At 40.8% G+C, this 25,857-nt stretch carries 24 protein-coding genes and 1 CRISPR repeat array; of the genes, 6 read left to right on the plus strand and 18 right to left on the minus strand.

What is annotated here, in order from left to right; all coding sequences use genetic code 11:
• Positions 1-68: 68 nt before the first annotated feature.
• From H6G96_RS20430 to H6G96_RS20450, 5 genes are all read right to left on the minus strand, one after another.
• On the minus strand, positions 69-842 hold the full coding sequence (locus tag H6G96_RS20430) for a TIGR03943 family protein (RefSeq protein ID WP_190913142.1): 774 nt from the start codon (positions 840-842) through the stop codon (positions 69-71).
• A gap of 70 nt (positions 843-912) precedes the next feature.
• Positions 913-1,968, minus strand: coding sequence for a permease (locus tag H6G96_RS20435; RefSeq protein ID WP_190913143.1), 1,056 nt, complete (start codon positions 1,966-1,968; stop codon positions 913-915).
• Positions 1,969-2,667: 699 nt separating this feature from the next.
• Positions 2,668-3,732, minus strand: a complete 1,065-nt coding sequence (locus H6G96_RS20440) for a WD40 repeat domain-containing protein (RefSeq protein WP_347242258.1) — start codon at positions 3,730-3,732, stop codon at positions 2,668-2,670.
• 71 nt (positions 3,733-3,803) lie between these two features.
• Entirely contained in the window at positions 3,804-4,097 is a 294-nt protein-coding gene (locus tag H6G96_RS20445) for a hypothetical protein (RefSeq protein ID WP_190728197.1), read from the minus strand.
• 467 nt (positions 4,098-4,564) lie between these two features.
• Positions 4,565-4,735: a hypothetical protein gene (locus tag H6G96_RS20450; protein WP_190728198.1), complete on the minus strand. Its 171-nt coding sequence runs from the start codon at positions 4,733-4,735 to the stop codon at positions 4,565-4,567.
• Positions 4,736-5,151: 416 nt separating this feature from the next.
• On the opposite strand from H6G96_RS20450, the gene ald reads away from it, so the two are divergent.
• Positions 5,152-6,243 (plus strand): alanine dehydrogenase, encoded by a 1,092-nt coding sequence (gene ald, locus H6G96_RS20455; RefSeq protein ID WP_190913144.1) that lies wholly within the window; start codon positions 5,152-5,154, stop codon positions 6,241-6,243.
• Positions 6,244-6,544: 301 nt separating this feature from the next.
• Positions 6,545-6,862: a CRISPR direct-repeat array (repeat unit 35 nt; unit sequence TGCAATTAACCAAAATCCTTATTAGGGATTGAAAC).
• A gap of 1 nt (position 6,863) precedes the next feature.
• On the opposite strand, the gene H6G96_RS20460 is transcribed toward ald, so the two are convergent.
• From H6G96_RS20460 to H6G96_RS20490, 7 genes are all read right to left on the minus strand, one after another.
• On the minus strand, positions 6,864-7,274 hold the full coding sequence (locus H6G96_RS20460; protein WP_190913145.1) for a hypothetical protein: 411 nt from the start codon (positions 7,272-7,274) through the stop codon (positions 6,864-6,866).
• On the minus strand, positions 7,267-7,845 hold the full coding sequence (locus H6G96_RS20465; protein ID WP_190913146.1) for a Panacea domain-containing protein: 579 nt from the start codon (positions 7,843-7,845) through the stop codon (positions 7,267-7,269). The genes H6G96_RS20460 and H6G96_RS20465 overlap by 8 nt, the downstream gene beginning before the upstream one ends.
• A 490-nt stretch (positions 7,846-8,335) precedes the next feature.
• Entirely contained in the window at positions 8,336-8,845 is a 510-nt protein-coding gene (locus H6G96_RS20470) for a Uma2 family endonuclease (RefSeq protein WP_190913147.1), read from the minus strand.
• A gap of 82 nt (positions 8,846-8,927) precedes the next feature.
• The gene (gene dusB, locus H6G96_RS20475; RefSeq protein ID WP_190913148.1) at positions 8,928-9,983 is read right to left on the minus strand and encodes a tRNA dihydrouridine synthase DusB; all 1,056 of its coding nucleotides are present in this window, start codon (positions 9,981-9,983) and stop codon (positions 8,928-8,930) included.
• A gap of 77 nt (positions 9,984-10,060) precedes the next feature.
• Positions 10,061-10,858 carry an Rpn family recombination-promoting nuclease/putative transposase gene (locus H6G96_RS20480; RefSeq protein WP_190913149.1) on the minus strand — a complete coding sequence of 266 codons (798 nt, stop codon included), beginning with the start codon at positions 10,856-10,858 and terminating at the stop codon, positions 10,061-10,063.
• A gap of 114 nt (positions 10,859-10,972) precedes the next feature.
• A complete protein-coding gene (locus H6G96_RS20485; RefSeq protein ID WP_190913150.1) occupies positions 10,973-11,395 on the minus strand; it encodes a hypothetical protein in 423 nt (140 codons plus the stop codon).
• An 89-nt stretch (positions 11,396-11,484) separates the two neighbouring features.
• Complete coding sequence (locus H6G96_RS20490) at positions 11,485-12,366, minus strand: fatty acid desaturase (protein WP_190913151.1); 882 nt, start codon at positions 12,364-12,366, stop codon at positions 11,485-11,487.
• Positions 12,367-12,538: 172 nt separating this feature from the next.
• Here H6G96_RS20490 and H6G96_RS20495 point away from each other — a divergent pair, with 172 nt between their 5' ends.
• Complete coding sequence (locus tag H6G96_RS20495) at positions 12,539-13,768, plus strand: TetR family transcriptional regulator (RefSeq protein WP_190913152.1); 1,230 nt, start codon at positions 12,539-12,541, stop codon at positions 13,766-13,768.
• 514 nt (positions 13,769-14,282) lie between these two features.
• On the opposite strand, the gene H6G96_RS20500 is transcribed toward H6G96_RS20495, so the two are convergent.
• Together H6G96_RS20500 and H6G96_RS20505 are read right to left on the minus strand one after the other, a co-directional pair.
• Positions 14,283-14,627 (minus strand): hypothetical protein, encoded by a 345-nt coding sequence (locus tag H6G96_RS20500; protein ID WP_190913153.1) that lies wholly within the window; start codon positions 14,625-14,627, stop codon positions 14,283-14,285.
• 201 nt (positions 14,628-14,828) lie between these two features.
• Entirely contained in the window at positions 14,829-16,730 is a 1,902-nt protein-coding gene (locus tag H6G96_RS20505; protein WP_190913154.1) for a DUF1565 domain-containing protein, read from the minus strand.
• A gap of 464 nt (positions 16,731-17,194) precedes the next feature.
• Between H6G96_RS20505 and H6G96_RS20510 the strand changes: the two genes are divergently transcribed.
• On the plus strand, positions 17,195-18,310 hold the full coding sequence (locus tag H6G96_RS20510; protein WP_190913155.1) for a thiamine phosphate synthase: 1,116 nt from the start codon (positions 17,195-17,197) through the stop codon (positions 18,308-18,310).
• Between the two features lie 77 nt (positions 18,311-18,387).
• Complete coding sequence (gene thiS, locus H6G96_RS20515) at positions 18,388-18,600, plus strand: sulfur carrier protein ThiS (RefSeq protein ID WP_190913156.1); 213 nt, start codon at positions 18,388-18,390, stop codon at positions 18,598-18,600.
• Here thiS and blaOXA read toward each other — a convergent pair.
• A complete protein-coding gene (blaOXA, locus tag H6G96_RS20520) occupies positions 18,597-19,499 on the minus strand; it encodes a class D beta-lactamase (protein ID WP_190913157.1) in 903 nt (300 codons plus the stop codon). The genes thiS and blaOXA overlap by 4 nt on opposite strands.
• A 133-nt stretch (positions 19,500-19,632) precedes the next feature.
• Positions 19,633-20,850, minus strand: coding sequence for a glycosyltransferase family 4 protein (locus tag H6G96_RS20525; protein WP_190913158.1), 1,218 nt, complete (start codon positions 20,848-20,850; stop codon positions 19,633-19,635).
• Between the two features lie 871 nt (positions 20,851-21,721).
• On the opposite strand from H6G96_RS20525, the gene H6G96_RS20530 reads away from it, so the two are divergent.
• Positions 21,722-22,705, plus strand: a complete 984-nt coding sequence (locus H6G96_RS20530; protein WP_190913159.1) for a DUF1517 domain-containing protein — start codon at positions 21,722-21,724, stop codon at positions 22,703-22,705.
• Positions 22,706-23,036: 331 nt separating this feature from the next.
• The gene (locus H6G96_RS20535; RefSeq protein ID WP_190913160.1) at positions 23,037-23,417 is read left to right on the plus strand and encodes a calcium-binding protein; all 381 of its coding nucleotides are present in this window, start codon (positions 23,037-23,039) and stop codon (positions 23,415-23,417) included.
• A 3-nt stretch (positions 23,418-23,420) separates the two neighbouring features.
• On the opposite strand, the gene H6G96_RS20540 is transcribed toward H6G96_RS20535, so the two are convergent.
• Together H6G96_RS20540 and H6G96_RS20545 are read right to left on the minus strand one after the other, a co-directional pair.
• Positions 23,421-23,981 (minus strand): sugar O-acetyltransferase, encoded by a 561-nt coding sequence (locus H6G96_RS20540; RefSeq protein ID WP_190913161.1) that lies wholly within the window; start codon positions 23,979-23,981, stop codon positions 23,421-23,423.
• A 35-nt stretch (positions 23,982-24,016) separates the two neighbouring features.
• A complete protein-coding gene (locus tag H6G96_RS20545) occupies positions 24,017-25,300 on the minus strand; it encodes a diguanylate cyclase (RefSeq protein WP_190913162.1) in 1,284 nt (427 codons plus the stop codon).
• Positions 25,301-25,857: the final 557 nt, after the last annotated feature.

A 25,857-nucleotide genomic window follows, 5' to 3' on the forward strand; every position in this document is an offset into this window, starting at 1 on the left:
ATTGGGCATTGGGCATTGGGCATGGGGCATTGGTTGTTAGTCATCTACAAATGACAAATGACTAATGACTAATAACTATATGGATTCTCCGGTTGAGGAATCTTTTTTAGAGAGGTAGCGGCAATAGTAAGTTGGCGTTTATCTGCCAAATTTTCTGTCACCATTTGCCCTTCGACCTCCAGCCAGGTATCAGGGGAGTAACGCTCTTGATTTTCTTGTAGTTTGACGGGTAATCCCACAGGGTAAGCATCTGCTGCACAACAAGTTAAGACAAATCGGGCTAAAAATAAATATTCTTTTCCTATATCTGGCGGGTGGATCACAAATCCCTGCACCTTGACTTTTTGTCCTGTATATGCATCTGGCTCTGGATAGACATTGACAGTGCGTACCCAGTCTACAAGTGATCGCTCTTCTGGACGAACAGTTACCCGAAAGGCTTGGGGTTTGACACGTGTGCTTCCCAATAAATCAGCCGTCACACCCCTTTGGAGTGCTTTGTCACTAGCAAAAACTTGCGGTGTAATGATAAAACCTAGAATTGCTGTAGTCAACAACAAAGCACTGCCCCAACCAGGGGGAAATAAACTAATATGCTGCATATTTGGCGTAACATCACGGCGACGCCGTTGCCAAAGTTCCTGCATCTTAAATAAACCAATAATGATGAAGCCGATACCAGCCACAATCACCAACCCAAAGAAATTTGGGTGAATCAATAGGTTCAGCTTGTTAGTTTGCCAATATCTCAACATCAAAACACCCCAAGCTGTAATTGCTAAGGCATCCAGCCAAGGGAATAAAAGATTTAGGATTTTAGATTTGGGATTTTTGTTAGCCATTAATCATTAGTCATTGGTCATTAGTCATTAGTCATTAGTCATTAACAAAGGACAAATGACAAATAATTTCTTAAAAAACGTACAAGTTCAAGAAAAGGGTGAACAAAAATGTTAATTGTCCTGCTAAAGCAAATAAGTAAAAAATAGTTTTGGGTTTAAAAATAGATAACATCAAACCAACACTTTTGATGTCAATCATTGGCCCAAACACTAAAAATGCCAGCAATGAACCACTGCTAAAGGTTGAGGCGAAAGATAAGGCAAAGAAAGAATCGACTGTAGAACAAATTGACACCACTACTGCTAATATCAGCATGACCACAATTGAACTAATGGGACCAGCTCCCAAACTGAGAATTAATTCGCGGGGAGCTAGGACTTGAATAGCAGCAGCGATCGCACTTCCTAAAATCATCACCCCGCCTAATTCTCGCAATTCTTGGATGCTATTATCCACCACTAAGCGCAGTTTATCTGTAAGCGGTTTATTCGGATTAGACACTGCGGTAGTAGCCTGTACCAAATTAGGATCTATCCGCAAAGGTATACCTGCTTTTCCTCCTAAGATATAAGTCCCGGATTGTAACAGATTCGGTACTGTTGCTTCCTGTTGTACTTGGTAACGCTTACCACGGCGTTTGGTTTCAGGTTGTGCGGGTGGATTAAACTTCATATACCGAGCGATCGCAGGTTGGACTATGGGATTTAAGTCCTTTTGAAAACTGAAAACAAAACCGATAATTGTGGCAATTGCTAGAGAAAATACGACTCGTAAAACCACTATTTCTGGCTGATCTCGAAATGCTGTCCAAGTTGACCAAATTACAATTGGGTTAATTGTTGGTGCTGCTAACAAAAAACCAATTGCGACTGGTGTGGGTACTCCCTGCATTAGGAACCGCCGCGCTACCGGTACATTCCCGCACTCACACACTGGAAATAAAAAGCCGATCATGCTGCCAACTAAAGCACCCAGCAGCGGATTTTTGGGCATTTTTTCTACTAATTTGCGCTCATCAACAAAAAACAGCAGCAAACTGGAGAATAAAACCCCAAGAAGCAAAAAAGGCATCGCCTCGACTAGCAGACTTAGAAATATTGTAAAACCATTGTTCAGTTGATTCATGGGCGTCGCAGTCAAAAGCGGTTTTTAGTTTTAGGGTTCTGCCTAGTCATTCTATCGAAATGGGGATCAAAAGCAGTTCGGGAAAATTAAACATTATTTAAGTAACAAGTTGTCTTCCGTTTCAAGTAGCGTTTAAGCCCTATAAACCTTTGCTTCAGCCAAGATAGTGATATTTACCTGAGTGCATTTACTGACATGACCATTTCTAAGATTGTCTAAATTCAGAAATTGTTCCGACTAGAGGGCAAGTAGCTGCATAGATGATTTAGAATAATCTATGTTTATACTTACAGTAATTTGCTCGATAAGATATTAACTCGGCTGTATTTTCATCAAGGATTCACAGTTCTTCAACAATTGGGGTAGGCGCACCCTATCTTAGACATCGCTCTTGGTTGCTAGCAGCATTGATTTTAGCTAGTTTTGGCAAAATTTTATCTAAGCTCTGGTTGATTTTCTACTATAAAAACTCTAAAAATGCAAGATTAAAGTTTAGCAAAGACGATAAATGATTGGGGGAATTTTTGGCGTTAGCGATCGCCTGACTTTCTACATGACGTGAAAAGTCGAGCGATAACGAGTTACTAAACCTTGGAAGGAGCGTCAAAATCCCAGACAAGTATATCCCCGATTTCTTTAAGAAATCAGGGATATAGTCTACTAGTTCAGGATTATTTTGTCCGATCGCTGTTAATGCTGTTAATTAGGTTTTGATGGAGTTCCCCAAATCTTGATTTGTTTATCAAATCCACCACTGGCAAGAATTTGACCATTTGGACTAAAAGCGATCGCACTTACCCAATCTGTATGTCCACTCAGTGTATTTATTAACTCACCTGTAGTTAAATTCCACAATCTAATGCCATCTCTACCGGCACTAGCAAGGGTTTGTCCATCGGGGTTCATGGCGATCGCATTTACCCAGTTATTATGTCCTGTAAGGGTGCGGACTAATTCTCCAGTATTAATATTCCACAGCTTGACTGTGCGATCGCGGCTTGCACTAACTAATGTTTGTCCATCTGGTGTAAAGATGACAGCGCTAACACCATTAGAATGAGCTGCCAATTCACTAATTAATTTACCAGTACTCAAACTCCACAGCTTGATTACACCCTTATTATCACCGCTAGCCAATGTCTGACCATCAGGACTAATGGCTAGGGTATAAATCAAGTTATCAAAACGTACTAGAGTCCCTAGAGGACGTTGCTGTAGCAAATCCCATATCCGAATTCCATCCAAAGCTCCACTGATGAGAACTTTGCTATCAGGAGACACTGCCAAAGATAATACGTTGCTGGTATGTCCTACAAAAGAGCGGGTAAATTTAAAATTTTTCAGGCTCCAGAGGTTAATCGTGTTGTCAGTACTACAGCTAGCGAGGGTTTGACCATCTGGCGAAATCACTAAAGATTCTACGGCTGTTTTGTGTGCTTTGTTAATATCCGCCAACTTTTTGCCGTTTGCTGGATTCCACAGGCGAATTACACCCTCGTTTTCTGCACCTCCACTCACAAGCATTCTGCTATCTGGACTGAAAGCGAGAGATTTAACAGTTCCTTTATGTCCTTTGAGTGTGTAAAGTAGTTGGGCATTAGCAAAGCTGCTGTTAGTTTGATTTGGTGTTACTTCAATAGCAGCATGAGCTTCATGAATATAAAACCCTTCCCAGGTAATCACTGGAAGGGCAATAGCTGCCATAAATGCCAGGATAATATCCGGGCGCAGAAAATTACCCCCACCTCTTCCCTGACTACTCACTCTTTTTCCTCACTTTTATAGATACGGTTACATCAATTTTGCAGAGTTATTACTTAACAACTCTGCACTTCCTAAAGAGGTGGTTTTTTCTTAGAAACGCTTAACATTGGTAAAGGCGCACTAGAAGAACGAGAAGGCAAATAATGTTGCACTATAGGCTCCTCTGGTAGAGGACGACGCTGCTGGAAACGCCACAACTTAAAAGCTAGCGCTATCCCTGTTGTTCCCAAACCAAAAGCGAACAACGACCAGCTATCATTCAAGCCGCCAATCAGGGCATCTATAGCGCCCATCGTCACCAATACACTAATGAGTGGCTCTTTTCGGTAGGTTGACTTCAAAAAACGAGGTAATACAGCATTCATCACAGCTTGGTTGGTTCCAGTTCAGCTTTTGTGTATATTTACCAAGAATACCTCACCCGTAATTTGCCTATCTCATTTAAGGCAGATACTAATTATGATTTTCTTTAGTAGGGGAGGAAGTGGACTCATTAATCACCTTGTATATAGTAGTAGACTGTGGCGGAAGTTTGCCTACCTTTATCTATGGGATTTTGCTACTTGCCAAGTTTCGTTAATTGACATAAGGGCTGAATTTCCGCCGTACTGTACTAGTTGCAAGTCTATAATATTTCTATAACTAATAAATATTTCGATTCCTCTCTTGCTTACATTCTAGGGCAATAATTTACGAATAAGTCTAATTGAAAGTATCTAGGGCGAAGTGCTTCGCTATCAATTGTTAAAGTCGAAACCAACTGGTTGTTCCAGCTGGTTGAAACTCTTTTAATTACTAGCTTACAACTTCTACCTTATGCTTGTGGGTGGCACTACTTCAGACCCAGCCATGATAGCACCCCTTGATTGGTGACGGATTCAATTACCAGCAGCAAAGCGAAGCCAATCATTGCAGCTCGACCATTCAAGCGTTCAGCATATTCGTTAAAGCCAAACTTAGGCTCCTCTAGTTTAGGTGTAATCGTTGGTTGTGTTTGTGTCATTTTTGTGAAACCTTTTTTCGGCAAACGGGACTTGATATTAGACTTTGCAGCAATTGTCTAAGAAGGTGGGGAAAAACGCTAAAGGTTAAAGGAATTATTTGCCCTTAACTTTTACCCTAGACTTGGTAGCTTATAAGCTGATTGCAGGCTTGAATAACAAGATGACTTGAAAAATTCAGCAAAAGCTTCCTAGTAGGAAGCTATACAATCGCTCTTTTAATAAATTGTTACTATTCTTTATATATTGTATAAATACTGGGGCAATAGTCAAGGGTAAGAGTTTGAGGCTACTCAGATTAAATTGAGAAACTTAGGACACAGATTAACTATCTCTAATACAGCTATCTGTAATAGATCAGTAGCAAGCTTGAAATTCGCAGGCTACAGTTAAACAAAAAAATTATCAGAGGCGATATATGGAAATTGGCGTTCCCAAGGAAAATAAAGATCAAGAATTTCGGGTAGGTTTAAGTCCTTCTAGTGTGAGGGTGCTGCGGGAAAATGGTCATAGCATCTTCGTACAGACGCAAGCAGGTAATGGTGCTGGATTCTCAGATGAGGACTACAGAAGTGCTGGAGCCGAAATTGTACCCACATCAGAAACGGCTTGGAATCGGGAATTGGTTGTTAAAGTCAAAGAGCCGCTAACATCTGAGTATAAATTTTTGCAGAAAGGGCAGATATTATTTACTTATTTACATTTAGCAGCCGATCGCAAATTGACAGAGAATTTAATTGATTGTGGCACAACTGCGATCGCTTACGAAACCGTAGAACAACCTGGTGCTAATAGACTACCCTTGCTCACCCCCATGAGTGTGATTGCCGGTCGGCTTGCAGTACAATTTGGGGCGAGATTTCTAGAACGCCAACAAGGTGGTAGAGGAGTTCTTTTAGGTGGTGTCCCTGGAGTTCAACCAGGTAAAGTAGTAATTTTAGGTGGCGGCGTTGTTGGCACAGAAGCAGCTAAAATTGCTGTGGGCATGGGTGCTAGCGTCCAGATTTTAGATGTGAGTGTCGAGCGCTTATCTCATTTAGAAACCCTTTTTGGCTCTAGAGTCGAATTGGTTTACAGCAATTCTGCTCATATCGAAGCCGCAGTGATTGAAGCCGATTTGCTCATCGGTGCAGTTTTAGTACTGGGACGCAGGGCACCAATATTAGTATCCCGCGAATTGGTTAAACAAATGCGTCCTGGTTCTGTAATAGTTGATGTAGCCGTTGACCAAGGTGGTTGCATAGAAACCTTGCACCCGACATCACACACAAATCCGGTGTACGTTGAAGAGGGTGTAGTGCATTATGGCGTTCCTAATATGCCAGGAGCAGTACCTTGGACAGCAACCCAAGCACTCAACAACAGTACATTACCTTATGTCGTCCAGTTGGCGAATTTGGGAATTAAGGCACTGGAAGTTAACCCAGCATTAGCTAAGGGTGTGAATGTGCAGAATCATCACTTAGTGCATCCTGCTGTGCAAGAGGTATTCCCTGATTTGGTAAATTAAGGTGTGCAAGGATTAGGCGATCGCTTATTTTAATAGAGGTAGCGATCGGTAATTAGGCTAATTTCCTTGCCAAATGCGCGGATGGGTAGGTGTACAAAATGATAAGGAGCAAAAAAGGCTGTACGCTCCATCTATACAATACTTTCAGGGCAATGGTACTTTAAAACCATCCGCGCACCTTATGGGGAGTGGTTTTCAGCGTTTAGCATCTTGTAATATCACTATTCCCTATATTATGATTCGTTCATTCGCGCAATTGAACCTTGAAAACCAAATACAGCAGCGCTTTCAGAAGCCAGATTGCAATTAACCAAAATCCTTATTAGGGATTGAAACATTTTGGATAAAACAGTTCTAGGTTCACTGGAAATGCAATTAACCAAAATCCTTATTAGGGATTGAAACATTGGTACGAGTCGATTAACGTCGATTCTCATATTTGCAATTAACCAAAATCCTTATTAGGGATTGAAACATGACCTGCATTATTATCCCTAAACCTATAAAAGGTGCAATTAACCAAAATCCTTATTAGGGATTGAAACGAGCGCTTGAAGTTTCCCCATGAAACTCAGGAAGAACATTGCAATTAACCAAAATCCCTATTAGGAATTGAAACTTTATACCTGCTCGTCAGGTATGCCAAGATGGGCTTTGATTATCTTTTTGTATTTCTTTTTTATCTGCTCAGATTTCACCCCACCCATCTGTATTTGATAAAGAATGTTAGGCGAGCATTTCCCTTTTGGTTGACACACACCAGAATCGATTAGTCTAAAAATGTCATTTTCACTATATTCTCTAGGAAAATTATAAGCTATGACTGACTCCTGAATTATGAAGCTAGGGACGCTTAATCCAGGTTTTAAAATGCATGATGTGTCCGAGTTTGGATGCCTTTTACTAGCATTTAAAAATAAATACTTGTTTTCATCTATTGCAACAACAGCAATATATAAATGCATTCCTTTCGGCGGTGTGTCCAAAAGGAATGCATCTCCAAGGTTTATAGGACTAATGTTACTAGCCATTCAACACCCAGTCTAAGTAATCTTCTCTTTCAAACTCTTCGCGGATACGCTCTATGTCCTCATCAGTTTTTCCTACATTTTTGAGAACTTCTTCAACGGATATAGGAATGGCGCTTCCATAAGGATTTACCCATTCTGGAAACAGATGAGTTGTTTCCGCTAAATCAAAAGGATCTATGTGTCCATATTTTGCATAGACCTGTTCAATGATTTTCACTTCTGCCTCGGAAAGCTCATCGTCTCCCGGATATTCCCGCAGAGAAACAGTATAGTTAGCAGAAATTTTATAGCGAGGATCGCGTGAGTAAATATACCTCGACCATAGATCCTTGGCACCAGCAACATCTAAGCCCTTGATCAAATCATAGACACGGCTAAGGACGGGGCCATAATTCATTGATACATATCGGTCGCCAGTAATTGGCTGCTCTAAACGCTCTAAAGCAATCCGATCTGCCATGTAAAGCAGCTTGAGCAAACCTAAATATGACATAGGTTTGCCATGAAGCTTCAAAAATAAACATGCCACTTCAACAGCTTTCTCAGGGTGAAATTTAAACCGTATTTGCATATCAACCACTTTTTAGTACTATTGTACTATTTTGAGAAAACTCCAAGCTCAACGCTCCTACTAAAACTTTATTACCATAGCCCGAACTTGATCAAAGTTTTTTAATTCACGCAGATGATAGCGAGAAACTTTTCACAAACTTCAAAGTATCATTAACGCATTACTGCCCTGTGCAATCAGCATGGACGATTATTTGCTTGCCTTAGCTGCTTGCCGTTTGATTAGGCAAAAGCCCAAATAGAGTGATCGCTTTATCGTGGACTCCTGACTGGGGGGCGATCGCCCAACACTCATGACAAAATTACCAATAGCAGGACTATTAGATGGATCGCCTTTTCAAGTCAACAATTCGTCTACAGCTACACTAAAACCCAGTAATACTTTTTGAGTACTAACCACATCACGTAACCGCTCAATAATCCGGGGTAAATCGCTCAGTGACAAGGCTCAATGGCGTAAATTCGTTCCTGAACTGGTAGTTCGCCCCGATTTATTGAGCGGTTACCACATCACCAGCTTTAAAACCCAAAACCTGATTATCAATCATTACAAAAACTAATCGACTGTCAGGAAATACTAGCCAAACTTCCTCGCAACCAGACTGCAAATACTCCTGTGCTTTGAGAAATAATTCTTCAGCTAAATCGGTGGGTGAAACTATTTCAGCAATTAGTGGGAAACTCTGTGGCAAAGTGGGAACATCACCAAACTCAGCTACCAACTGAGGTGTCAGATAAGCTACATCGGGACGGCGACCCTGTTTATATGTGCGACAAGGTACTTCAGTATAAACTTTTCCACCTTGTTGATTGGAGTTGATGTAACTTCTCCAGTAAAAGTAGATGTTGCCTTGAATTTCACTATGTTTTAATGTCATCCCTGTTTTTTCTACTAGTTGCTCATCTATCCACTCCATTCCCTCTGGGGGATTTGCCATGAAGTCTTCTAAAGAGAGGATTTCGGGGATGGATACAACATCATTTTGTTTGGAGACTAACATTGCGATCGCCCACTTTATTTACGTAGAAAATAATAATTTTAATTGTTCTATTTGACATAGATTTTCTGGTTAAATCTATTTTTTAAAGCATTACCAAACTACCTTCTGTTTCTTCTTCAAGTTCATAACCATTAGCCAATTTTTCAATTGCTTGGTCAATCATTGCCAAACCCTGATCTACCTTTTCAACTAAACTTAGCTGTCCTCGGAGTTCGGCAGCACCAACGAAACCTTTAGCATACCAAGTCATGTGCTTACGGGCTTGACGTACACCGCGATCGCCTTTATATTCCCACAAAGCTTGTAAATGATCTCTTGCACATTCCAAGCGCTGAATCGGTGTAGGTGTCGGTAATATTTCCCCAGTTTTCAGGAAGTGATCAATTTCTCCTACTAAAAACGGATAACCCAAAGTTCCACGGGAACACATCACGCCATCAGCGCCAGTTTGTTCTAAACATTTCACCGCCGCTTCAACCGAAAAAATATCTCCATTCCCAATCACTGGGATAGAAAGCACTTCTTTGACACGGGCAATCCATTCCCAACGGGCATTGCCATTGTATCCTTGGGCGCGGGTGCGTCCGTGTACTGTAATCATTTTTGCCCCTGCATCTTCCATCCGCTTGGCAAAGTCCAGAATAGTAATTTCGTTATCATTCCAGCCAATACGGGTTTTTACTGTCACAGGTACATCAACAGCTTTTACCACTTCCCGTACAATTGCCTCTGCTACTTCTGGTTGCCGCAACAACGAAGAACCACCACCATTTTTGGTGATTTTATTTACCGGACAACCCATATTAATATCTACAGTATCAGCACCTTCTGCAACTGCCTTTACTGCTGCTTCTGCCAGAAAATCTGGACGGCAATCAAATAATTGAATGCTAATTGGGCGCTCATTTGGGTCTACCTCCATGATTATGGGTAGCTGCTTGACATAATGTAACCCTGTAGCGTTCACCATTTCGGTATACATCATCGAATCTGGCGCATAGCGACGCACAATCCGGCGAAACACCATATCTGTTACCCCAGATAGAGGCGACTGGAGAACCCGACTTTTTACCTCAAAGGAGCCAATTTTGAGGGGTTGGGAAAGTCTAGCTTGGAGAATGGGAGAGAGCAAAATCATATAAAAAATAAAAAATTAATGGGAATGGAAAATAGCAGGAATATTTAGAGGTATCTGCGATCGGTGATAGTTGTAGGTTATGTATCCTGACTTGGAGGCTGTTTTTGCATTTCTTGCTGAATCTCTTCTAGGCTCAAACCTAACTCTTTTGCTGTTTCTTCAAAACTCAATCCCAATCTCAACAACAAAGGTATCATTCTAAACTTTTCTTCATACGCTCCTTCTTGCTTGCCTTCTTGATAAACTCGTGTTTGTTTCAAATCACTTAACCCAAACATACCTTCAATCTCCTCTCGACTCATTGTCGGAAACTTGTAAACCAAAATTGTCTCTATCAATTCTAGTAACTGCCGCCGTTGTGGTTCAATGTTGATTTCTTGCCGGGTTCTGTGTATTAACTGTCTAGCAGATGTAATTGCTGTCTCCTCTTCATCGACCACTAATTTCATCGTAGCAATTCCAACTGGCAATGATGCAGTTTCACCTAATTCATTAAGATAAATGCGGCTGATGCGCCCACTAGTGAAAAATTCACTGTAATTCTTGATATCTGCTGTATCTAAACTGCGATTGGGATAGATAACTACTCCTCGCCAAGAATTTTTAGGTTTATTTTGACGTAAGTATAAAGAAATTTCTGAAAGTAAGCGTGAATAAATTTCTGCGTCTGTTTGAAACTGGACTTCAACAAAGTAAATCGGATTTTCTTCCCCTTGTGCTGGAAGAAAAACACCATCTATACGGAATGCAGTTTGCTTGATTTTGATTGAGGAGAATTTATAATCCTCTGCTGTTTGCGGTGAATTACCAATTAATTCAAAAAAGATGCTAGGAAGTTCTTGAAAAAGGCGGTAAAAAATGCTGTCAGTTTTCACACTTGGTGTATTGCGGTGATTTAAACCGTTAGATTTTACCGTAAAATAGCTAGTAACAGATTATTTAATTAGACTTAATAAAATGGGGGCAATTTCAGTTATATATATGTTATGTCAATTTGTAGATAGTTGACTACGCCACTCTTTCAATACAAGACTAGACCACAGCAAGAAACCTATCAGTAACAGTCCCATAATTCCATCCAGCCAAATTAGGCTATGCATTTTCAAAGACATGGGAGCAACCATCGGGAAAAGATAATGGGCTGGACTGGAGATACTAGTGATTGAGTATAAGGCTAATAAAAAGTACGCCAACCAAAACATACTTTTGGTGTAAAACCAATATCCCAACAGTCCTACTGGAGTCATCGCAATCACAGTGCTAATTACTCCAACAGAAGTGAACCACTGGGGACCAGGATATCGACTCAAAAATAGTGCATTGTCTATGTAGTGTAGCCAAGTAGAAATGAGGTTGAGTGTGATTACAGCTAGCAGAATCGTCTGGCGAAACCTAGAAGTATTAATCATCATGTAAATATGCAATTAAAATGCGTAATAGTTTATTAAGCCGATTACGAAAAGCAATCGGCCTAACAAATTCATGATAATTTAGTTGCAATTTAGCCGTGAGTTGCACCTTGAGGAGGACGCGAGACAACTTTTTTGGCTAAACCTAAAGTCTGCAAAACTAGGATGCTCCACCAAGTAACATCAATCTCCCACCAAGACAACCCAGATTTCGCCATATGAGGATAAGTATGATGGTTATTGTGCCATCCTTCTCCATAGGTGACGATCGATACCCACCAAAGATTACGAGCGCCATCATCAGCATCAAAGGTGCGATAACCCCATAGATGTGATGCTGAGTTCACAAACCAGGTTGAATGCCAAAGCAAGACACATCTGAGAAACACTCCGTAGAACACAAAAGACCATCCTCCTAAGGCATAAAGCAGCAGCCCAAAGGGTATTTGCAATAGCAAGAAATAGCGATCTAGCCAGCAATAAAAGGGTTGCCTTGCTAGGTCAGGGGCATATTTTTTATAGGTGTCATAGTCAAAAAATTCTGGACGCGGGTAGAAAATCCATAGTATATGGCTCCACCAAAATCCTTTTTGGGCAGAGTAGGGGTCTAGGTCAATATCTTCCGTGTGGGCGTGATGCTGGCGGTGTCCACCTACCCAAAAAATTGGCCCACCTTGCAAAGCCAGCGCTCCAATGAGGGCGATCGCATACTCTAACCACTTGGGAACTTGGAAACTCTTATGGCTCAGTAGTCGGTGATATCCCAAGCAAATACCAATGCTCCCGAATAACCAGTGCAGAAACACTAGCAAACCTAATGCTGGCCAGGAGAAAAACCAAGGAGCCAAAAGTGCTAAGGCATGAAATACACCAAAAAATACCACATTTATCCACCTGAGTTGAGGTGAATTGCCTCTCTCAGGAGCGATAGTTTCGCCAACGCCTTTAGCGATCGCCCCAAAATTTGCGGTCATAAAAATTCCTGTTGATGGATGATCAAGCGATTTGCTTTTTCTTAGGCATAATCCCACAGAGATTTACCCGCCCTGTATACTAATTCGTTACAGGAGAGTAAAGCAAGTATCACTTACATTTGTTATGCTAGCAGAAATCTGATATCCGTGCAAGTGCCACTTGCATTATTTTATGTCATCTCAACTCATTTCCACTCGCCAACGCCTAATTCAAGCTGCACTTGAGTTGTTTTCTGCTCAGGGAGTCAGCGCTACCACAACCCGCCAAATTGCTGAAAAAGCCGAAGTTAATGAAGTGACGCTATTCCGCAATTTTGGCAATAAGCATGGACTGCTTTTGGCTGTACTGGAAGAGTCCGCAGCTTTCAAGGATTTAGGTGAATCGCTGGTGCGGCGAGCAACGCCTCCCAGCAATGTCTACCAAGCTCTGAAAGATTATGCAAGTGACACTTTACATACATTAGAACGAGTGCCAGAGTTCGTCCGGTCTGTGGTGGGTGAAGCCGACCAATTCCCGGCAGAAAATCGCCGCGCACTAGGCAGGGGAGTAACAGAGGCAAACCGCTATGTAGCTCAGTATTTAGCTACTGTAATCCAGCAAGGACACCTAAACACCTACTTACCGGCAGAGAAATTAGCCAGTTTGCTGAATGGGATGATCTTGGGGTATGCCGTAATTGAGTTCACCAGTGAATTTCACGAACTTTGGGAGGATCGCGATGATTTTCTGGAAAATTTGGTGGAGTTGTTTTTACATGGAGCGATGTCATCTTCAGCAGAATCAGCAATAAACTCTTTACAAGGAGGTTTTATTACCACAGAAGTAGCTGATTTGCCTGCTAATTTAGTTCACGAAATTTTGCAACAAGCCAGGAAATTGGGAATACGAGATTATGCCTTGGCTTATCTGTTATTTGGGGCTGGGTTATCTGCCACGGAAATAATTAGCTTGGAGCGATCGCACCAAATCTACGATACTCAAGGGCACTTCCTGCAAATTACTATCCCTGGATTTGTCCGTCAAGTGCCTGTGAATCAGTGGATTATGGGCAAACGCTACGGCTCTTTTACCAATAATCCCTTAATCAAATGGTTGAAAAGTCGTAAAGATGCTCAAACAGCGATGTTTTTGAATGAAATAGGCAAACCCCTCTCAGAATCAGAGCTTGAGACACGTTGGCAAGTATGGAGTGAGGGACTGTTAACTCCCCAAGGACAAACGCCAGCCATAGCACAAGCACAACAAACCTGGCGTGTAGAAATGTTAATGCGGGGGATCAGCCTGGAAAACCTGATTATTTTAACAGGTTGCGATCGTATGCAATTACAACCCTATGCCCGCCGAGCTAGAGAAAAAGCCGCCCTAGAACAAGCAACCCGTTTAGATCATAAGCCAGGATAGGGAGATGGGGATTTAGACCCCAACACAAAACAAGCTTTGGCATTGGGGATAGGGTCTTAAACCCTAAAAGACAAGCGGTAAAGGACTTCCCAATAAAAAAATATTCCACTGTTCACCCCACATTCAGCAGTCAACAACTTCAAGCAGGATAATTTATTTCTTGGAGTTCCCTACGTTGAAATCGTGTTGAAGTACTTCTAAGTCATGTTGAGGTACTTTGAAATCGTGTTGGAGTATTAGATGATGGGTTTCTTTAGCTCAACCCAACTTAGGCTAAATCTTAGACAACTCTTTAAGTATCTACACTACTTTGCTTGTATTCAATTTTATTTATACGTAAAAAGGTAATTTAGCGATCGCTCTTTTAAAGTCTAACATCACAAAATCGCGTTGCTCCCTTAAGAAGCAGATTGCAGATTCCTAACGTGCAGTCAAACGCTGTTTATGATCTGGCACATACTCTTCACTCATGCGATCGCCTGATAATTTGACAGCTCGTCCGTTTCAATTGTGATTATTTGGATACATCCTGTGAACCAGATGACTCCTGACTTCGGCTTGTGTTGTACTGCTGCTGTTCCTCTCTTAAGCATGGATTGAAGCGCGAACCGATCGGGCAGTAGTCCTCATTAGATGGCCATTCGAGCGACGACTTCCCCATCCTGCGATCAAGACGGGATTTTGGGTCTTCTCCTAGATTTGCTGGGGGGTTTAATGTCGGCAGAGGTGTAGTCCATACTTGCTGTCTGTCTGTTGGCAACTGCTGCTCCCTTTGTTTCGACTCTGCCATTGCAGTAGTTGCAAATATGCAGGAGGCAGTTAATAAGGAAACTGTAGCTGACAAAAAACGATTAAACATAATTTTGTTCAGAATATATGCTCTTCTCTCTACCATCTAAACGGAAATTACACAATTGTCGCCTCAATGCCAACTTGCTACAGCCACAGAAGGTAAAGCAATAGGTAGGGGAGACAAGGGGACAAGAGGTGAGAACTTGAAACAAGTCTTTCCCCTTGTCCCCAATTCTTCTTGTCCCCAAGTCCTCTTCCCCATGCCCAATTAATTCAATGGCTCCATAATGGCTCTTAAACCGTTGGTATAGAGTGTTTTGAGCATTTCTTTAGCATTATATTCACTGCTAAATACTCCTGCTTGCATAACTCTTTGACCTTGCCAAACTGTGGAAAACGCACCAGGAGCAAGGTATTGCACTAAATCTTTATCCCTATCAGTGAAGAGTGGAACTACTACGCGATAACGAATACCGAACTGTGTCGCAGAGTTACCACCATAAGGAATACTTGCAGAACTTGTTTGCATATTGCGAGTATTACTAATGGGAATATTGTTATTAGGAACTGGTAAAAGTGCTGAAGCACCTGGAGCAGCAGTTTGTAGTATTGGTAATGGCTGTTGTGTTTGATTCCTGATACTTGGAACTGCTGGCTGTGCAACTGAATTTGATGGATACTCAGGAGCAGTAAACTCAATTGTATTCGGCTCAATCCGCACATAATTTAACTGTCGCGGATCAGGTAGTTCTGCTGGGCTTGAAGTTGCAACTTGAGTATTAGTTGGTTTTTGTCTAGCCAACAAGCTGGTAGGAGTAGGAAATCTGGCAACTTTAGAGGTGGGTTGCTGTTGATTTGATCTAGGCGTGGAAAGCGGCACATTGGCTGGTAACAATGGCAGTGGTTGACTGTTTAATTGTGCAGAAATAGGATTATTTGCGGAAATGCTGTTGCTAGTTTGTCTATTAGTACTTTCAGAGACTTCAGGAGCCGAGAAGGTGATTTCCCCCCTTGGTGGTATTTCTCGTAATACATTGTTGGGAGCCGGAGCAGATTCAGAAGTTTGGCTTGCTAGTGCTGTTGTACCGTTGATATCTACCTTGCCAGTGATGCGACTACTCACAAGGTTGTTACCAGCAGCAGAAATCACCTGTTTGGAAGCGCTGGCGTTAATGTCGTAGCGAGCATTATTTTGAAATGCATTACCCCCAGGTTCAGATGCACTACCCAAATCTGGCATTGCTTGAGCGATCGCAACTAAACCATCTTCTTTATTATTTTGAATAATATTATTCCGTAAAATCGGACGGGCCTTTGCTTGCACGACAATTCCCGATCTATTGTTCTGGATTTGATTTCCTATGACTACAGGAGCAGCATTTTGGGCAATATTGATGCCAAAACCCGTTTGGTGAAAGACATTTTCCTTCACTTGGGGACTGGAGTTACCAGCAATTGTCATGCCATTGGCTCCATTGCGATCAAAAGAATTCTTACTAATAGTAGGTGCAGCATTACCACAGACAGAAATCCCATCTTGGGTACTGCCAGTAAATGTATTTTCTGCGATTACCGGATTACTTGATTCAATCCATAAACCGTAACCACGCCGATTAGGATTGGTTATCGTTACCCCAGTCAGCAAGGTTTGGTTTGCTCCAACAATTGCGACATTTTGACCGGCAAAGCTCCGGCTCAGGTAATCACCACCTCCCTGAATTACAATGTCCTTACCTTGATTGCTAGGATTACCTTGAATTGAAACACCCGGTTTCATAATTAAGGGAAATTCTTCTCCTGTCTCGGCACTATAAGTGCCCGTGGAGAGCATAATTACAGTATTAGACTTAGCTAATCGCAACGCTTGGGTAATAGTTTTCACAGGAGCGGATTCGCTGCCATTGCCTGCACTGTCATCTCCACCATTGGGGTTGACAAACAGCACGTTAGCCTGAGAATTTGTTGTCTCACCCAGAGGTGCTGAATCTGGTGTCGATGGCATCTGAGCAATCGCGCTACCCAGGAACGCCATACTTGCCGTTCCCATGCTAACGGTAAAAAATAATACTGAGAAAATAAAAAATAAAACCTTTGCTGATTTCAAAAACCTTAGCTTTGCAGACATAACCTCTAGTCTACGGTACTTAGGTAACACACGGTAGTGAATCATATTTAACACAACTCCTCAGAAGTAACAATAACTTCTTATACTCTTAGAGAGTATTATGTCGATAATATTACTCAAATATTTACCGAGTGGCGATTTTTAATACAGGGCAATAAATGATATTGTGTCTATTCAACAATACTTTGTCCTAAAAGACACGCTACGTGATTGCCAAAATACCCTCACCACTTTCAATACGGTTCGGTTAAGAAAATTATCTCTTAAGGTGAGCAGGGAAAGAGAATGTTAACTTAAGCGCAAACCCTTTTAAAACCTAGTTTCCAGCCTATTGCTGGAAATAATTTTTATCGCGAAATACTTGACTAACCTTGGCGCGAAACTGTAGCCTCAAACTACCCTTATCACTGCCATTCGGAACATGAGATAATTTCCCGTAACCCTCGATATTACGTTATTTTGCGTGTATTCTATAAAAATTAAGTAAAAAAAAGCAAATTAATTAACTTATGGTTACTAGGACATATGATAATTCACATTCCGATGAAAGCACTAACGGGGTTGTTGTAATGGTCGAGCCATACAGCCAAAAAGAGCAAATACAACAAGTTGTCTACCGTATTTTAGATGCCAATTTAGATCGCGCTCGTGAGGGCTTGCGAATTATCGAGGAATGGTGCCGCTTTGGGTTGAATAATGGGCAGTTGGCTCTGGAGTGCAAGCAGCTACGACAAGAGGTAGCTAAGTGGCATACCCCAGAATTGCGGGCGGCGCGAGATACACCAAGCGATCCTGGGACTGAGTTAACCCATCCTCAAGAAGAACAACGAGCTAGTATCAAATCGGTGTTACAAGCTAATTTTTGCCGGATAGAAGAAGCATTGCGGGTGTTGGAAGAATACGGCAAACTTTATCACCCAAATATGGCTAAAGCTTGCAAGCAGATGCGCTATCAGGTTTATACCCTAGAAAGTAGTTTGATGGGTCATCAGCGCCATCAATTATTGTGGCGATCGCATTTGTATCTTGTTACTTCCCCTAGTGAAAATTTGTTAAACAACGTCGAAGCTGCACTTAAAGGTGGATTAACGCTTCTACAGTACCGCGATAAAACCGCCGATGATTCTTTGCGTCTCGAACAAGCTAGAAAACTCCGGCAGTTATGCCACATCTACGGTGCTTTGTTCATTGTTAACGATCGCGTGGATGTAGCTTTAGCTGTAGATGCTGATGGGGTGCATTTAGGACAACAAGATATGCCCATTGCTGTTGCTCGGCAATTACTTGGTTCGCAGCGTCTGATAGGTCTTTCTACCACAAATAAAGAAGAAATGCAAGGAGCAATTGCTGAAGGTGTAGATTATATTGGCGTGGGGCCAGTTTATGAAACTCCCACGAAACTAGGTAAGGTAGCAACAGGTTTAGAATATGTCAGCTATGCTGCCAAAAACTGCTCAATTCCCTGGTTTGCTATTGGGGGAATAGATGCCAATAATATCAATGATGTAATCGATGCAGGAGCCAAACGTGTGGCGGTGGTGCGATCGCTCATGCAAGCTGAACAGCCTACCCTAGTAACACAATATTTGCTCTCCCAACTCAATCGCATTAAACCAGAAATTTAAAAGAGTCATTAGTCATTAGTCATTAGTCATTTGTCCAAAGTAAGTAACCAATACCTAATACCCCATTCCCCACATTTATGTCTAATGAGATTACGGTTCAGGTAAATGGGGAAACCCATAGCTGTTCGTTTCAAACTTCTTTACCCGACTTGATCCAACAGTTGGGTTTTAATCCGCGCTTGGTGGCTGTTGAGTATAACGGCGAAATTTTACATCGCCAGTTTTGGCCAGAAACAAAAGTACAGCCAGGCGATCGCTTAGAAGTGGTAACTATTGTTGGTGGTGGTTAGTTGATTTGAGCTAGCAAACCCAAATCCTTGAGGCTGCGTCGTGTAATTTCGATGCGGGCGGGTGCATCCTCTGCTTTATCCATATCAAGGGTTGTTGCGAAAAAATAGACGTTTTTATTTTGCTCTAAATAACCCACGAACCAACCAACGTTTGGTTTGGTAGTCGTTAACCATCCCGTCTTCCCCCGCAGTATGTAGTCTGGAGTTTGTTCGCGTACCATAATGTCTTTGACAAGATTTATTGTCCTTTGGGAGAAAGGTAAATCGCCTTGATATAACCGTTGCAAAAACTTAATTTGCTCTTTGGGTGTAATTTGCAATAGCTGCTGTTGTAGCCAAAAACGATCAATGTCTGCGGCTGTGCCAATTTGACGATTTCCATAACCTACTTTATTAATAAATTGCTGCATTCGTTCATATCCAGCCCTACGTGCTAGTACTTGATAGAACCAAACAGTTGAATCTTTAAAGGCTTGACGCAAATTCGTATCATGATTCCAGGCATCAATTTCTCGGTGAATTCCATCCCAAGTGAGAATCGCCACATCATCAGGAACTACGCCTGTTTCTAAAGCTACCAGTGCGTTAAAAATTTTGAATGTTGAAGCTGGAGCGATCGCAGTTGCATTACGTTTAGAATTGTGTTCATAAATGCGGTTATTTTTTGAGTCGTAAATCAAGATAGAACCTTCACGGCCAAATTCTTGAAAGTGCCGCCCTAAATTTGGTGCTTTAACAATAGGACGTTCAGATGAGGTTGAAGTCGGTTGAGCCAGAAGATACATTGTCCCAAAGCTAATCACACTCAATACAGTAAGACATCCAATAACTGTGAAGATAAGTGATTTAATTCGGTAACCCCGAAGGAATCGCCCTATGCGAAACAAGATATTTTTCATTACATATTTAATAGAATCACAACTGAGATTCTACACAGCAATCTTGCTCATCTTCAAAACTATTTATGCCGTGCTTGACTACCATTAGTTTTTGGCGATCGCTAAACGTGAATTTATCTTACAAAACCGCATTTTACTCCTCTGATTTGTAAAGCGACCGATGAAGAGTTCTGCGCTTGGCTAATTCTTTACCTTTGCGACCAAGCTGCTCACGTAGTTGCTGGTCTTTGCACAACCGATTGAAAGCTTGAAAAACTTCATAACCAGAATTAGGATTAACCAGTATCCCATTTTCCTCATGCTGAACTGTGTCTAGAACACTGCCTAAGCGAGGCGCAATTACAGGCTTACCGAAGTAACTTGCTTCTAAGTAAACCATACCAAAACCTTCCATATTATTAGGTTTAGTATCTAATAAAGTCAGCATGGCAAATATGTCGCAAGCAGCATAATAACCTGCTAATTCTCGCTCTGGCACATATCCGGCAAAGTGGACGCGCTTATGTACCCGCAAACGATGTGCCAGAGATTTCAGTTCAGATTCGCTTGGCCCTTGACCACAGATTATATAGTGGACATCTACCCCAAAAGTTAGTAATAGTGGGATATTATCAATTACTCGGTCGAAACCTTCATGTTTTGCTAGCTTTCCTATGGAGAGAATAAGTATCGCTGATTCGGGAATGTTGTACGCCTGACGCATACGAACACGTAAATCATCAAGGCTGCTAGGACTTGCTACATTATTACCAAATTTTTCTGGTCTAATTACTGGGTTAATAACATGGGTAGGAGTATCTAATCGTAAAGCAGTTCTGAGATAGTCTCGTGTATAAGAACTATTACAAACAATACCTTCGGCTCTATGAAGTGTTAATTTAAATAGCGATCGCAGCACGGGATTATGTAGTGTACAAAGAAAATCATTGCCGTGCAGATAGATAAAAAAGCGAATAGGTAGAAAATAGCTCAATAGCAATAGCGAAGGAAAGTCATAGCCGTGGCCCCACTCTATATAACGGTAGTGATAGCGAAAATAGAGTTTGATTGCTAAGACAAATGAGCAAACGATATTGACTAAAGGTTTCAGGATACTTCCTATAAAGCCACTACCCCAGTATCTAGGATAAAACCAGCGATACACGGGAAACTGTTGACTTTCATCAAATACTTTATCTCCTGAGCAACTAGCCGCCAGTACAATTACTCGTTCTGGATCTTGGAGACAGCGATTATAGATATATTCCCCAATTACAGCTTCTTTCGGCAGAAATATCCGGGATATGACTAGGATATCTGGGTACGCAGCTTTGTCTCTGATTTCGGCTGTTAGTTGAGAAATGTGTTCCATAATCAACTTGATAATTTTACTTCAAATAATTTTGAATTTATTTACAATTAGGATTACTTTCAGAACCATAAGTCTTATTTTATTTCTTTTAAAACCAATGTGGTAGACAAATTTGAAGGCTATTTTAGAGATTAGCCAAGAAGATTATTTTTTATTGCGTTGAGTTTACTTTTGCTGCAAATTTCCCACTAATTGAGAATTTCTGTGCATGATGAACAATAAATAAAAGCTATGCACTTGTAGCTAAATTACTTAGTAAAGAACTGTTGCGAAAATTACTTACATTCAATAGAATATCCTGAATAGTCTAAACTATTGTGCCAAAATGCCAAAATTTTAGATAAGTATTTGATGGCTACTTAGTGTCTGGCTGCAATTACTGGCAAGCATCACGGCTACTTGTCAGCCTGAGCAGTATACATAAACAATAACAGTATCATGTATTAAATAGTACTATAGATTTAAAATATCCTCTTAGTCTTCTGACAAAACAAGTAGAGTTAAGTATTAAAAAATTAGTCAAAATAATCATTAAAAATTAGAATCATCTGTATAATTCAAGACTCTAGCCTAAAGTGGTAGTCCAAAACGTAGCAGCAAATTGCGCGTAGGCGTAGCCCGTTGTAGACATCGCAACTTTTTGTAAACATGAACATATCTTAAGGTACGGTTCCCCAGCCGAGAAATCCCCCCTGCGATCGCTGCCTACCCAAGAGAAGACGCGGTAAATTGAATATGTAGCCTTTAAAAGTGAATGCTACGTGAATGCTACAAAGCAAGCTTTTACGCGCTGGCGTTAGCGACAGATTGAAACACTCCTACCAGCATGGGGAGAAATCATAAATAATTCCGTTTTCCAAGCGATTGTATTATGCGTAAAAAACTACAACAAACCATCAAACCACTGTTAAAAACCTTCTTAGCGCTAGGACTGGTGTTAACTTTGGCTTTTAGTCACGCCGATGGAGCATTAGCGGCCCGCAGTGGAGGTCGAATCGGTGGTGGCTCTTTTAGAGTACCTTCTAGCCGCACCTATACACCGCGCACCTATGCACCTCCTGGCGGGGGCGGATACTATCCTGGTGGTGGTTTTGGTGGTGGTTTTGGCTTTCCCTTCCTACTTCCCTTCTGGGGTATTGGGGGAGGATTTGGTGGTCTATTTAGCATCTTAATCTTCTTTGCGATCGCTAATTTCATATTGCAAACTTTCCGCCGCGTCTCTGGCGGTGAAACTGAAGAAGTAGGATACAGCAGTAACTCTCCTGTTTCCGTGACTCGTTTGCAAGTAGGTTTGTTAGCTCAAGCCCGTGAATTGCAAAATGAACTCAACCACATTGCTGAAACTGCTGATACTAACACCCCAGAGGGGAGAGCAGAAGTTCTACAAGAAGCTAGCCTAGCTTTACTCCGCCATCCCGAATACTTTGTATATGCAGGTGGCGGGACTCAACAAGCCAGTTTAAATTCAGCTGAGGGTCAATTCAATCGGCTATTATTAGCAGAACGCAGCAAGTTTAGCGAAGAAACTCTTTCTAACGTCAACAACCAGCTAAAAGCAGCCCCTGCCAAGGATGCTTTACCTCCGGCTGGTGAACTCGACAACCCTACCCGCCTATTTACCGAAGGTCCTGGTGAATATATCATCGTTACGTTGCTAGCGGCAACATTAGGTAAGTTTGAAATCCCCACAGCGATTAACAGTGCTGATGATTTGCGTCAAGCTTTGCGGCAAATTGGTAGTATTCCCAGCGAAAGACTTTTGGCAATTGAAGTTCTTTGGACTCCGCAAGCTGAAAATGATACCTTGACATCTGATGATGTACTGGCAAATTATCCTGATTTGAGACTTGTTTAATCTTCAATAATTTCACGTTCGCCCTAAAACGCTAATACCTAAGTTGGTATCTTGGCGCGACAAATAAGTTTCCTCTTGAGGGCAATAACTAGAAAACCGTTTGTGATTGACAAACGGTTTTTTGTATAACTTAGATATACCAAGACTTACGCACTGAAAACCAAAACCTAGATACTCTATAAACAAAGGGGAACCCTAAAAGCGCTCTTTTTAAGGGAGTTGGGGGATCTCTCTACCTAAGTCCTATATACTTAACTATATTTTAGAAAAACTATTCCTAGCCAAAATTTTGGTATATTATCAAAATGCATTATACGTAAAGCGTTATCTTATGCCTAGTGTTGAAGCCGACGAAAACCGAGAGCATCGCATTAAAACAGAGATCATTGTAGATGCTGAAGATAAAGAAGACAGGGCTATGGGTTGGTACTACTACCTTGAGGAGGTTCTGAATTTTCCCTTTATGGCTAAATGGACTAAGAAGGGACGCAAGTCAGGTGCTGCTGAGGAGAAACAAGTCGAAGTGCTGGGAATGGCTCCAGATGATGAGTGTTTAAAAGATATGCTTGTAGAAGTAGCTTACATAAATGGTAAGGATGATGATGTATATTCTGCAAAGTTATCTGAAATAACAGCCATTGATGCTGACAGTGAAACTCAAGAAGCGATCGCAGACTGGCTCTATTGGATTGCTAGAGGATATAAGTTTTAAATTCTAGGATAAATACCGAATGACGCGGCAGGGATTGCCAGCAGCGACAACATTCTCAGGTATATCTTTGACAACTACACTGCCAGCACCAATGGTTGTGTTATCACCAATAGTTACACCTGGACAAATAATTGCACTGCCACCAATCCAGACATTGTTACCAATGCTAATTGGGGCAGCTAATTCTCTTCCAGAAAGACGAATTTCTGGCTCTACAGGATGATAAGCAGTATAAATTTGCACATAGGGAGCGCATAAAACATTTTCACCAATGTGAACTGTATTACAGTCTAAAATTACACAGCCATAGTTCATATACAATCTGTCACCAGCGAAAATATTACCGCCATAGTCACAGTGAAAGGGTGGCACAATTAATGTTTTGTGGCCTATCTTTCCAAATAATTCTTGCAAAATTTGCTGCCGTTGCTCTTGCTGTTCTTCAGTTGTAGAATTGTACCTTCGCAACAGACGACTAGCTCGCTTATTTTCGGCAGCTAATTCTGGATCTTCCGCCAGATATAATTCCCCTGTAAGCATTTTCTGCTTTTCGGTTTTTTCCATGATAAATCTATGGGGGTTCTTTTTGTTTAAGCTAATTAACTAAATATCGCATAAGTAGCTTTCCCCTGCCGTTTAGCTCGGTACATAGCAATATCAGCGTCTCGCAGTAGAGTTGCAGGCTCCTCATAATTGCTAAAATTCCAAGTAATACCAATACTAGCTGTGGTAGATAATTGATATCCATTCAGGTTAATTGGCAATCGTAAGGAGTCTTGAATCCGTTTGGCAACATTAGTAGCGTCGTTAATGTCTTTAATATCTTCTAAAAGAACAGTAAACTCATCGCCACCAAATCGTGCTACAGTATCGCCACTGCGTAAGCACGACTCTAAACGTCTAGCGATCGCTACTAAAAAATCATCCCCTATTCCATGCCCAAAGCGATCGTTAATCTCCTTAAAGCCATCTAAATCCAAAAACAAAACTGCAAAATAATAATCGCTTCTGCGTTTACTACGTTCAATTGTTTGCCTGAGCCGATCTAAAAATAAAACACGATTCGGTAATGCTGTCAGTCCATCATAAAACGCATTACGGATCAGTTGCGCCTCTGTCTCCTTGCGTTTGGTAATGTCTTGAAAAACTAAAACTGTGCCAGTAATATTGCCATTGTCATCGCGGATGGGTGCAATATTATCGCCAATCGCTATTTCTTTGCCATCTTTGGTAATCAGTGTACAGTTTTCTGGTAAATTGAAAACTTCATCGGCTTTGATTACATTTGTCGCCAAATTTTCAATTTTTTCTCCTATTTCTTTGTCAACTAAGTTAACGACTTCTATTAAATCTTTACCAAACGCTTCACTTTGCTTCCAGCCAGTAATTAGTTCTGCTATGGGATTCATCATTTGAATACAACCATTTGCATAAGTTACAATCACTGCACAGCCCATACTGTTAATAATTGCCGTCAGCCTCTGTTTTTCTTCGTACAATATTTTTTCGCTCTGATGTTTATAAAGTGCCATTTCAATTGCAAAATGTAAATCGCTTTCAAGAAATGGTTTGGTTATGTAACTAAAAGACTCACTTAACTGATTTTTATGTAATGTTTTATATTCAGAACTATCGGTTAAATATACTACAGGCACATGGAACTGATTCTGGATAATATCCGCTACGTCTACACCGTCGATTTCCCCAGCTAGCCCAATATTAATTAATACTAAATTTGGATGAGTTTCTGCTACCTTTTTTATTACTTCTTCACCAGAGTCAGTTATCTCTGAAACGGAATAACCTAATTTCTGTAAACTTTTTCTAATATTTGAGGCTAGAATTTTTTCATCCTCAACAACTAGGATTTGGCGAGCGAACATTTTACAATAACCTGTTTGCTAAGGTTAAGATTTTTATTATGATTGTTAACTTTAACTAAAAATCATTATCTTATCATAAACAATCTCTAGATACCGTATCTGATTGCTTAATATAAATACTGACTAATCATCTAATAACATCATGCTATTAAGCTGTTATAATTTCTGTGCTTGTCAAAGCTAATTTTTGATTATTTAATCTAGTTAATATCATGTTATCAACATGAAATACAAATTACCAGCAATCAAAAACTGATTTTTAAAGATACGCAATATTTTTTTGTAAAAAGCTATAAGCGATTATAGTATTTATTTAAAAATTAAGCAAGAAGAACAATTCATTAAATCACTGCATATTAGTTTAATCTAAGCCAAAAAAATTAACAGAGTGTAATGTATGTAATATGATAATAATATCAATTCACTAACTTAAGTAAGTCGTGGTGAAATTTTATAAGTATGTAACAAAAAATTAAGCAGAAGAATGAGAGTCAAATTTTACACGTTGTGTACTGTAGCTTCTCTTTTCACCTCTTCTTTGAACTCCATCAATGACA

The sequence above is a fragment of the Nostoc sp. FACHB-892 genome (genome assembly GCF_014698795.1).
GTDB lineage: Bacteria > Cyanobacteriota > Cyanobacteriia > Cyanobacteriales > Nostocaceae > Nostoc.

Coding starts and splice junctions, on each gene's coding strand:
- H6G96_RS20445 (WP_190728197.1), bottom strand. CDS start 4,097: ATGAATGCTGTATTACCTCGTTTTTTGAAGTCAACCTACCGAAAAGAG.
- thiS (WP_190913156.1), top strand. CDS start 18,388: ATGTCTAATGAGATTACGGTTCAGGTAAATGGGGAAACCCATAGCTGT.
- H6G96_RS20490 (WP_190913151.1), bottom strand. CDS start 12,366: ATGACCGCAAATTTTGGGGCGATCGCTAAAGGCGTTGGCGAAACTATC.
- H6G96_RS20485 (WP_190913150.1), bottom strand. CDS start 11,395: ATGATGATTAATACTTCTAGGTTTCGCCAGACGATTCTGCTAGCTGTA.
- H6G96_RS20430 (WP_190913142.1), bottom strand. CDS start 842: ATGGCTAACAAAAATCCCAAATCTAAAATCCTAAATCTTTTATTCCCT.
- H6G96_RS20460 (WP_190913145.1), bottom strand. CDS start 7,274: ATGGCTAGTAACATTAGTCCTATAAACCTTGGAGATGCATTCCTTTTG.
- H6G96_RS20535 (WP_190913160.1), top strand. CDS start 23,037: ATGCCTAGTGTTGAAGCCGACGAAAACCGAGAGCATCGCATTAAAACA.
- H6G96_RS20470 (WP_190913147.1), bottom strand. CDS start 8,845: ATGTTAGTCTCCAAACAAAATGATGTTGTATCCATCCCCGAAATCCTC.
- dusB (WP_190913148.1), bottom strand. CDS start 9,983: ATGATTTTGCTCTCTCCCATTCTCCAAGCTAGACTTTCCCAACCCCTC.
- H6G96_RS20465 (WP_190913146.1), bottom strand. CDS start 7,845: ATGCAAATACGGTTTAAATTTCACCCTGAGAAAGCTGTTGAAGTGGCA.
- H6G96_RS20525 (WP_190913158.1), bottom strand. CDS start 20,850: ATGGAACACATTTCTCAACTAACAGCCGAAATCAGAGACAAAGCTGCG.
- H6G96_RS20510 (WP_190913155.1), top strand. CDS start 17,195: ATGGTTACTAGGACATATGATAATTCACATTCCGATGAAAGCACTAAC.
- H6G96_RS20450 (WP_190728198.1), bottom strand. CDS start 4,735: ATGACACAAACACAACCAACGATTACACCTAAACTAGAGGAGCCTAAG.
- ald (WP_190913144.1), top strand. CDS start 5,152: ATGGAAATTGGCGTTCCCAAGGAAAATAAAGATCAAGAATTTCGGGTA.
- H6G96_RS20500 (WP_190913153.1), bottom strand. CDS start 14,627: ATGTTTAATCGTTTTTTGTCAGCTACAGTTTCCTTATTAACTGCCTCC.
- blaOXA (WP_190913157.1), bottom strand. CDS start 19,499: ATGAAAAATATCTTGTTTCGCATAGGGCGATTCCTTCGGGGTTACCGA.
- H6G96_RS20540 (WP_190913161.1), bottom strand. CDS start 23,981: ATGGAAAAAACCGAAAAGCAGAAAATGCTTACAGGGGAATTATATCTG.
- H6G96_RS20435 (WP_190913143.1), bottom strand. CDS start 1,968: ATGAATCAACTGAACAATGGTTTTACAATATTTCTAAGTCTGCTAGTC.
- H6G96_RS20530 (WP_190913159.1), top strand. CDS start 21,722: ATGCGTAAAAAACTACAACAAACCATCAAACCACTGTTAAAAACCTTC.
- H6G96_RS20505 (WP_190913154.1), bottom strand. CDS start 16,730: ATGATTCACTACCGTGTGTTACCTAAGTACCGTAGACTAGAGGTTATG.
- H6G96_RS20545 (WP_190913162.1), bottom strand. CDS start 25,300: ATGTTCGCTCGCCAAATCCTAGTTGTTGAGGATGAAAAAATTCTAGCC.
- H6G96_RS20495 (WP_190913152.1), top strand. CDS start 12,539: ATGTCATCTCAACTCATTTCCACTCGCCAACGCCTAATTCAAGCTGCA.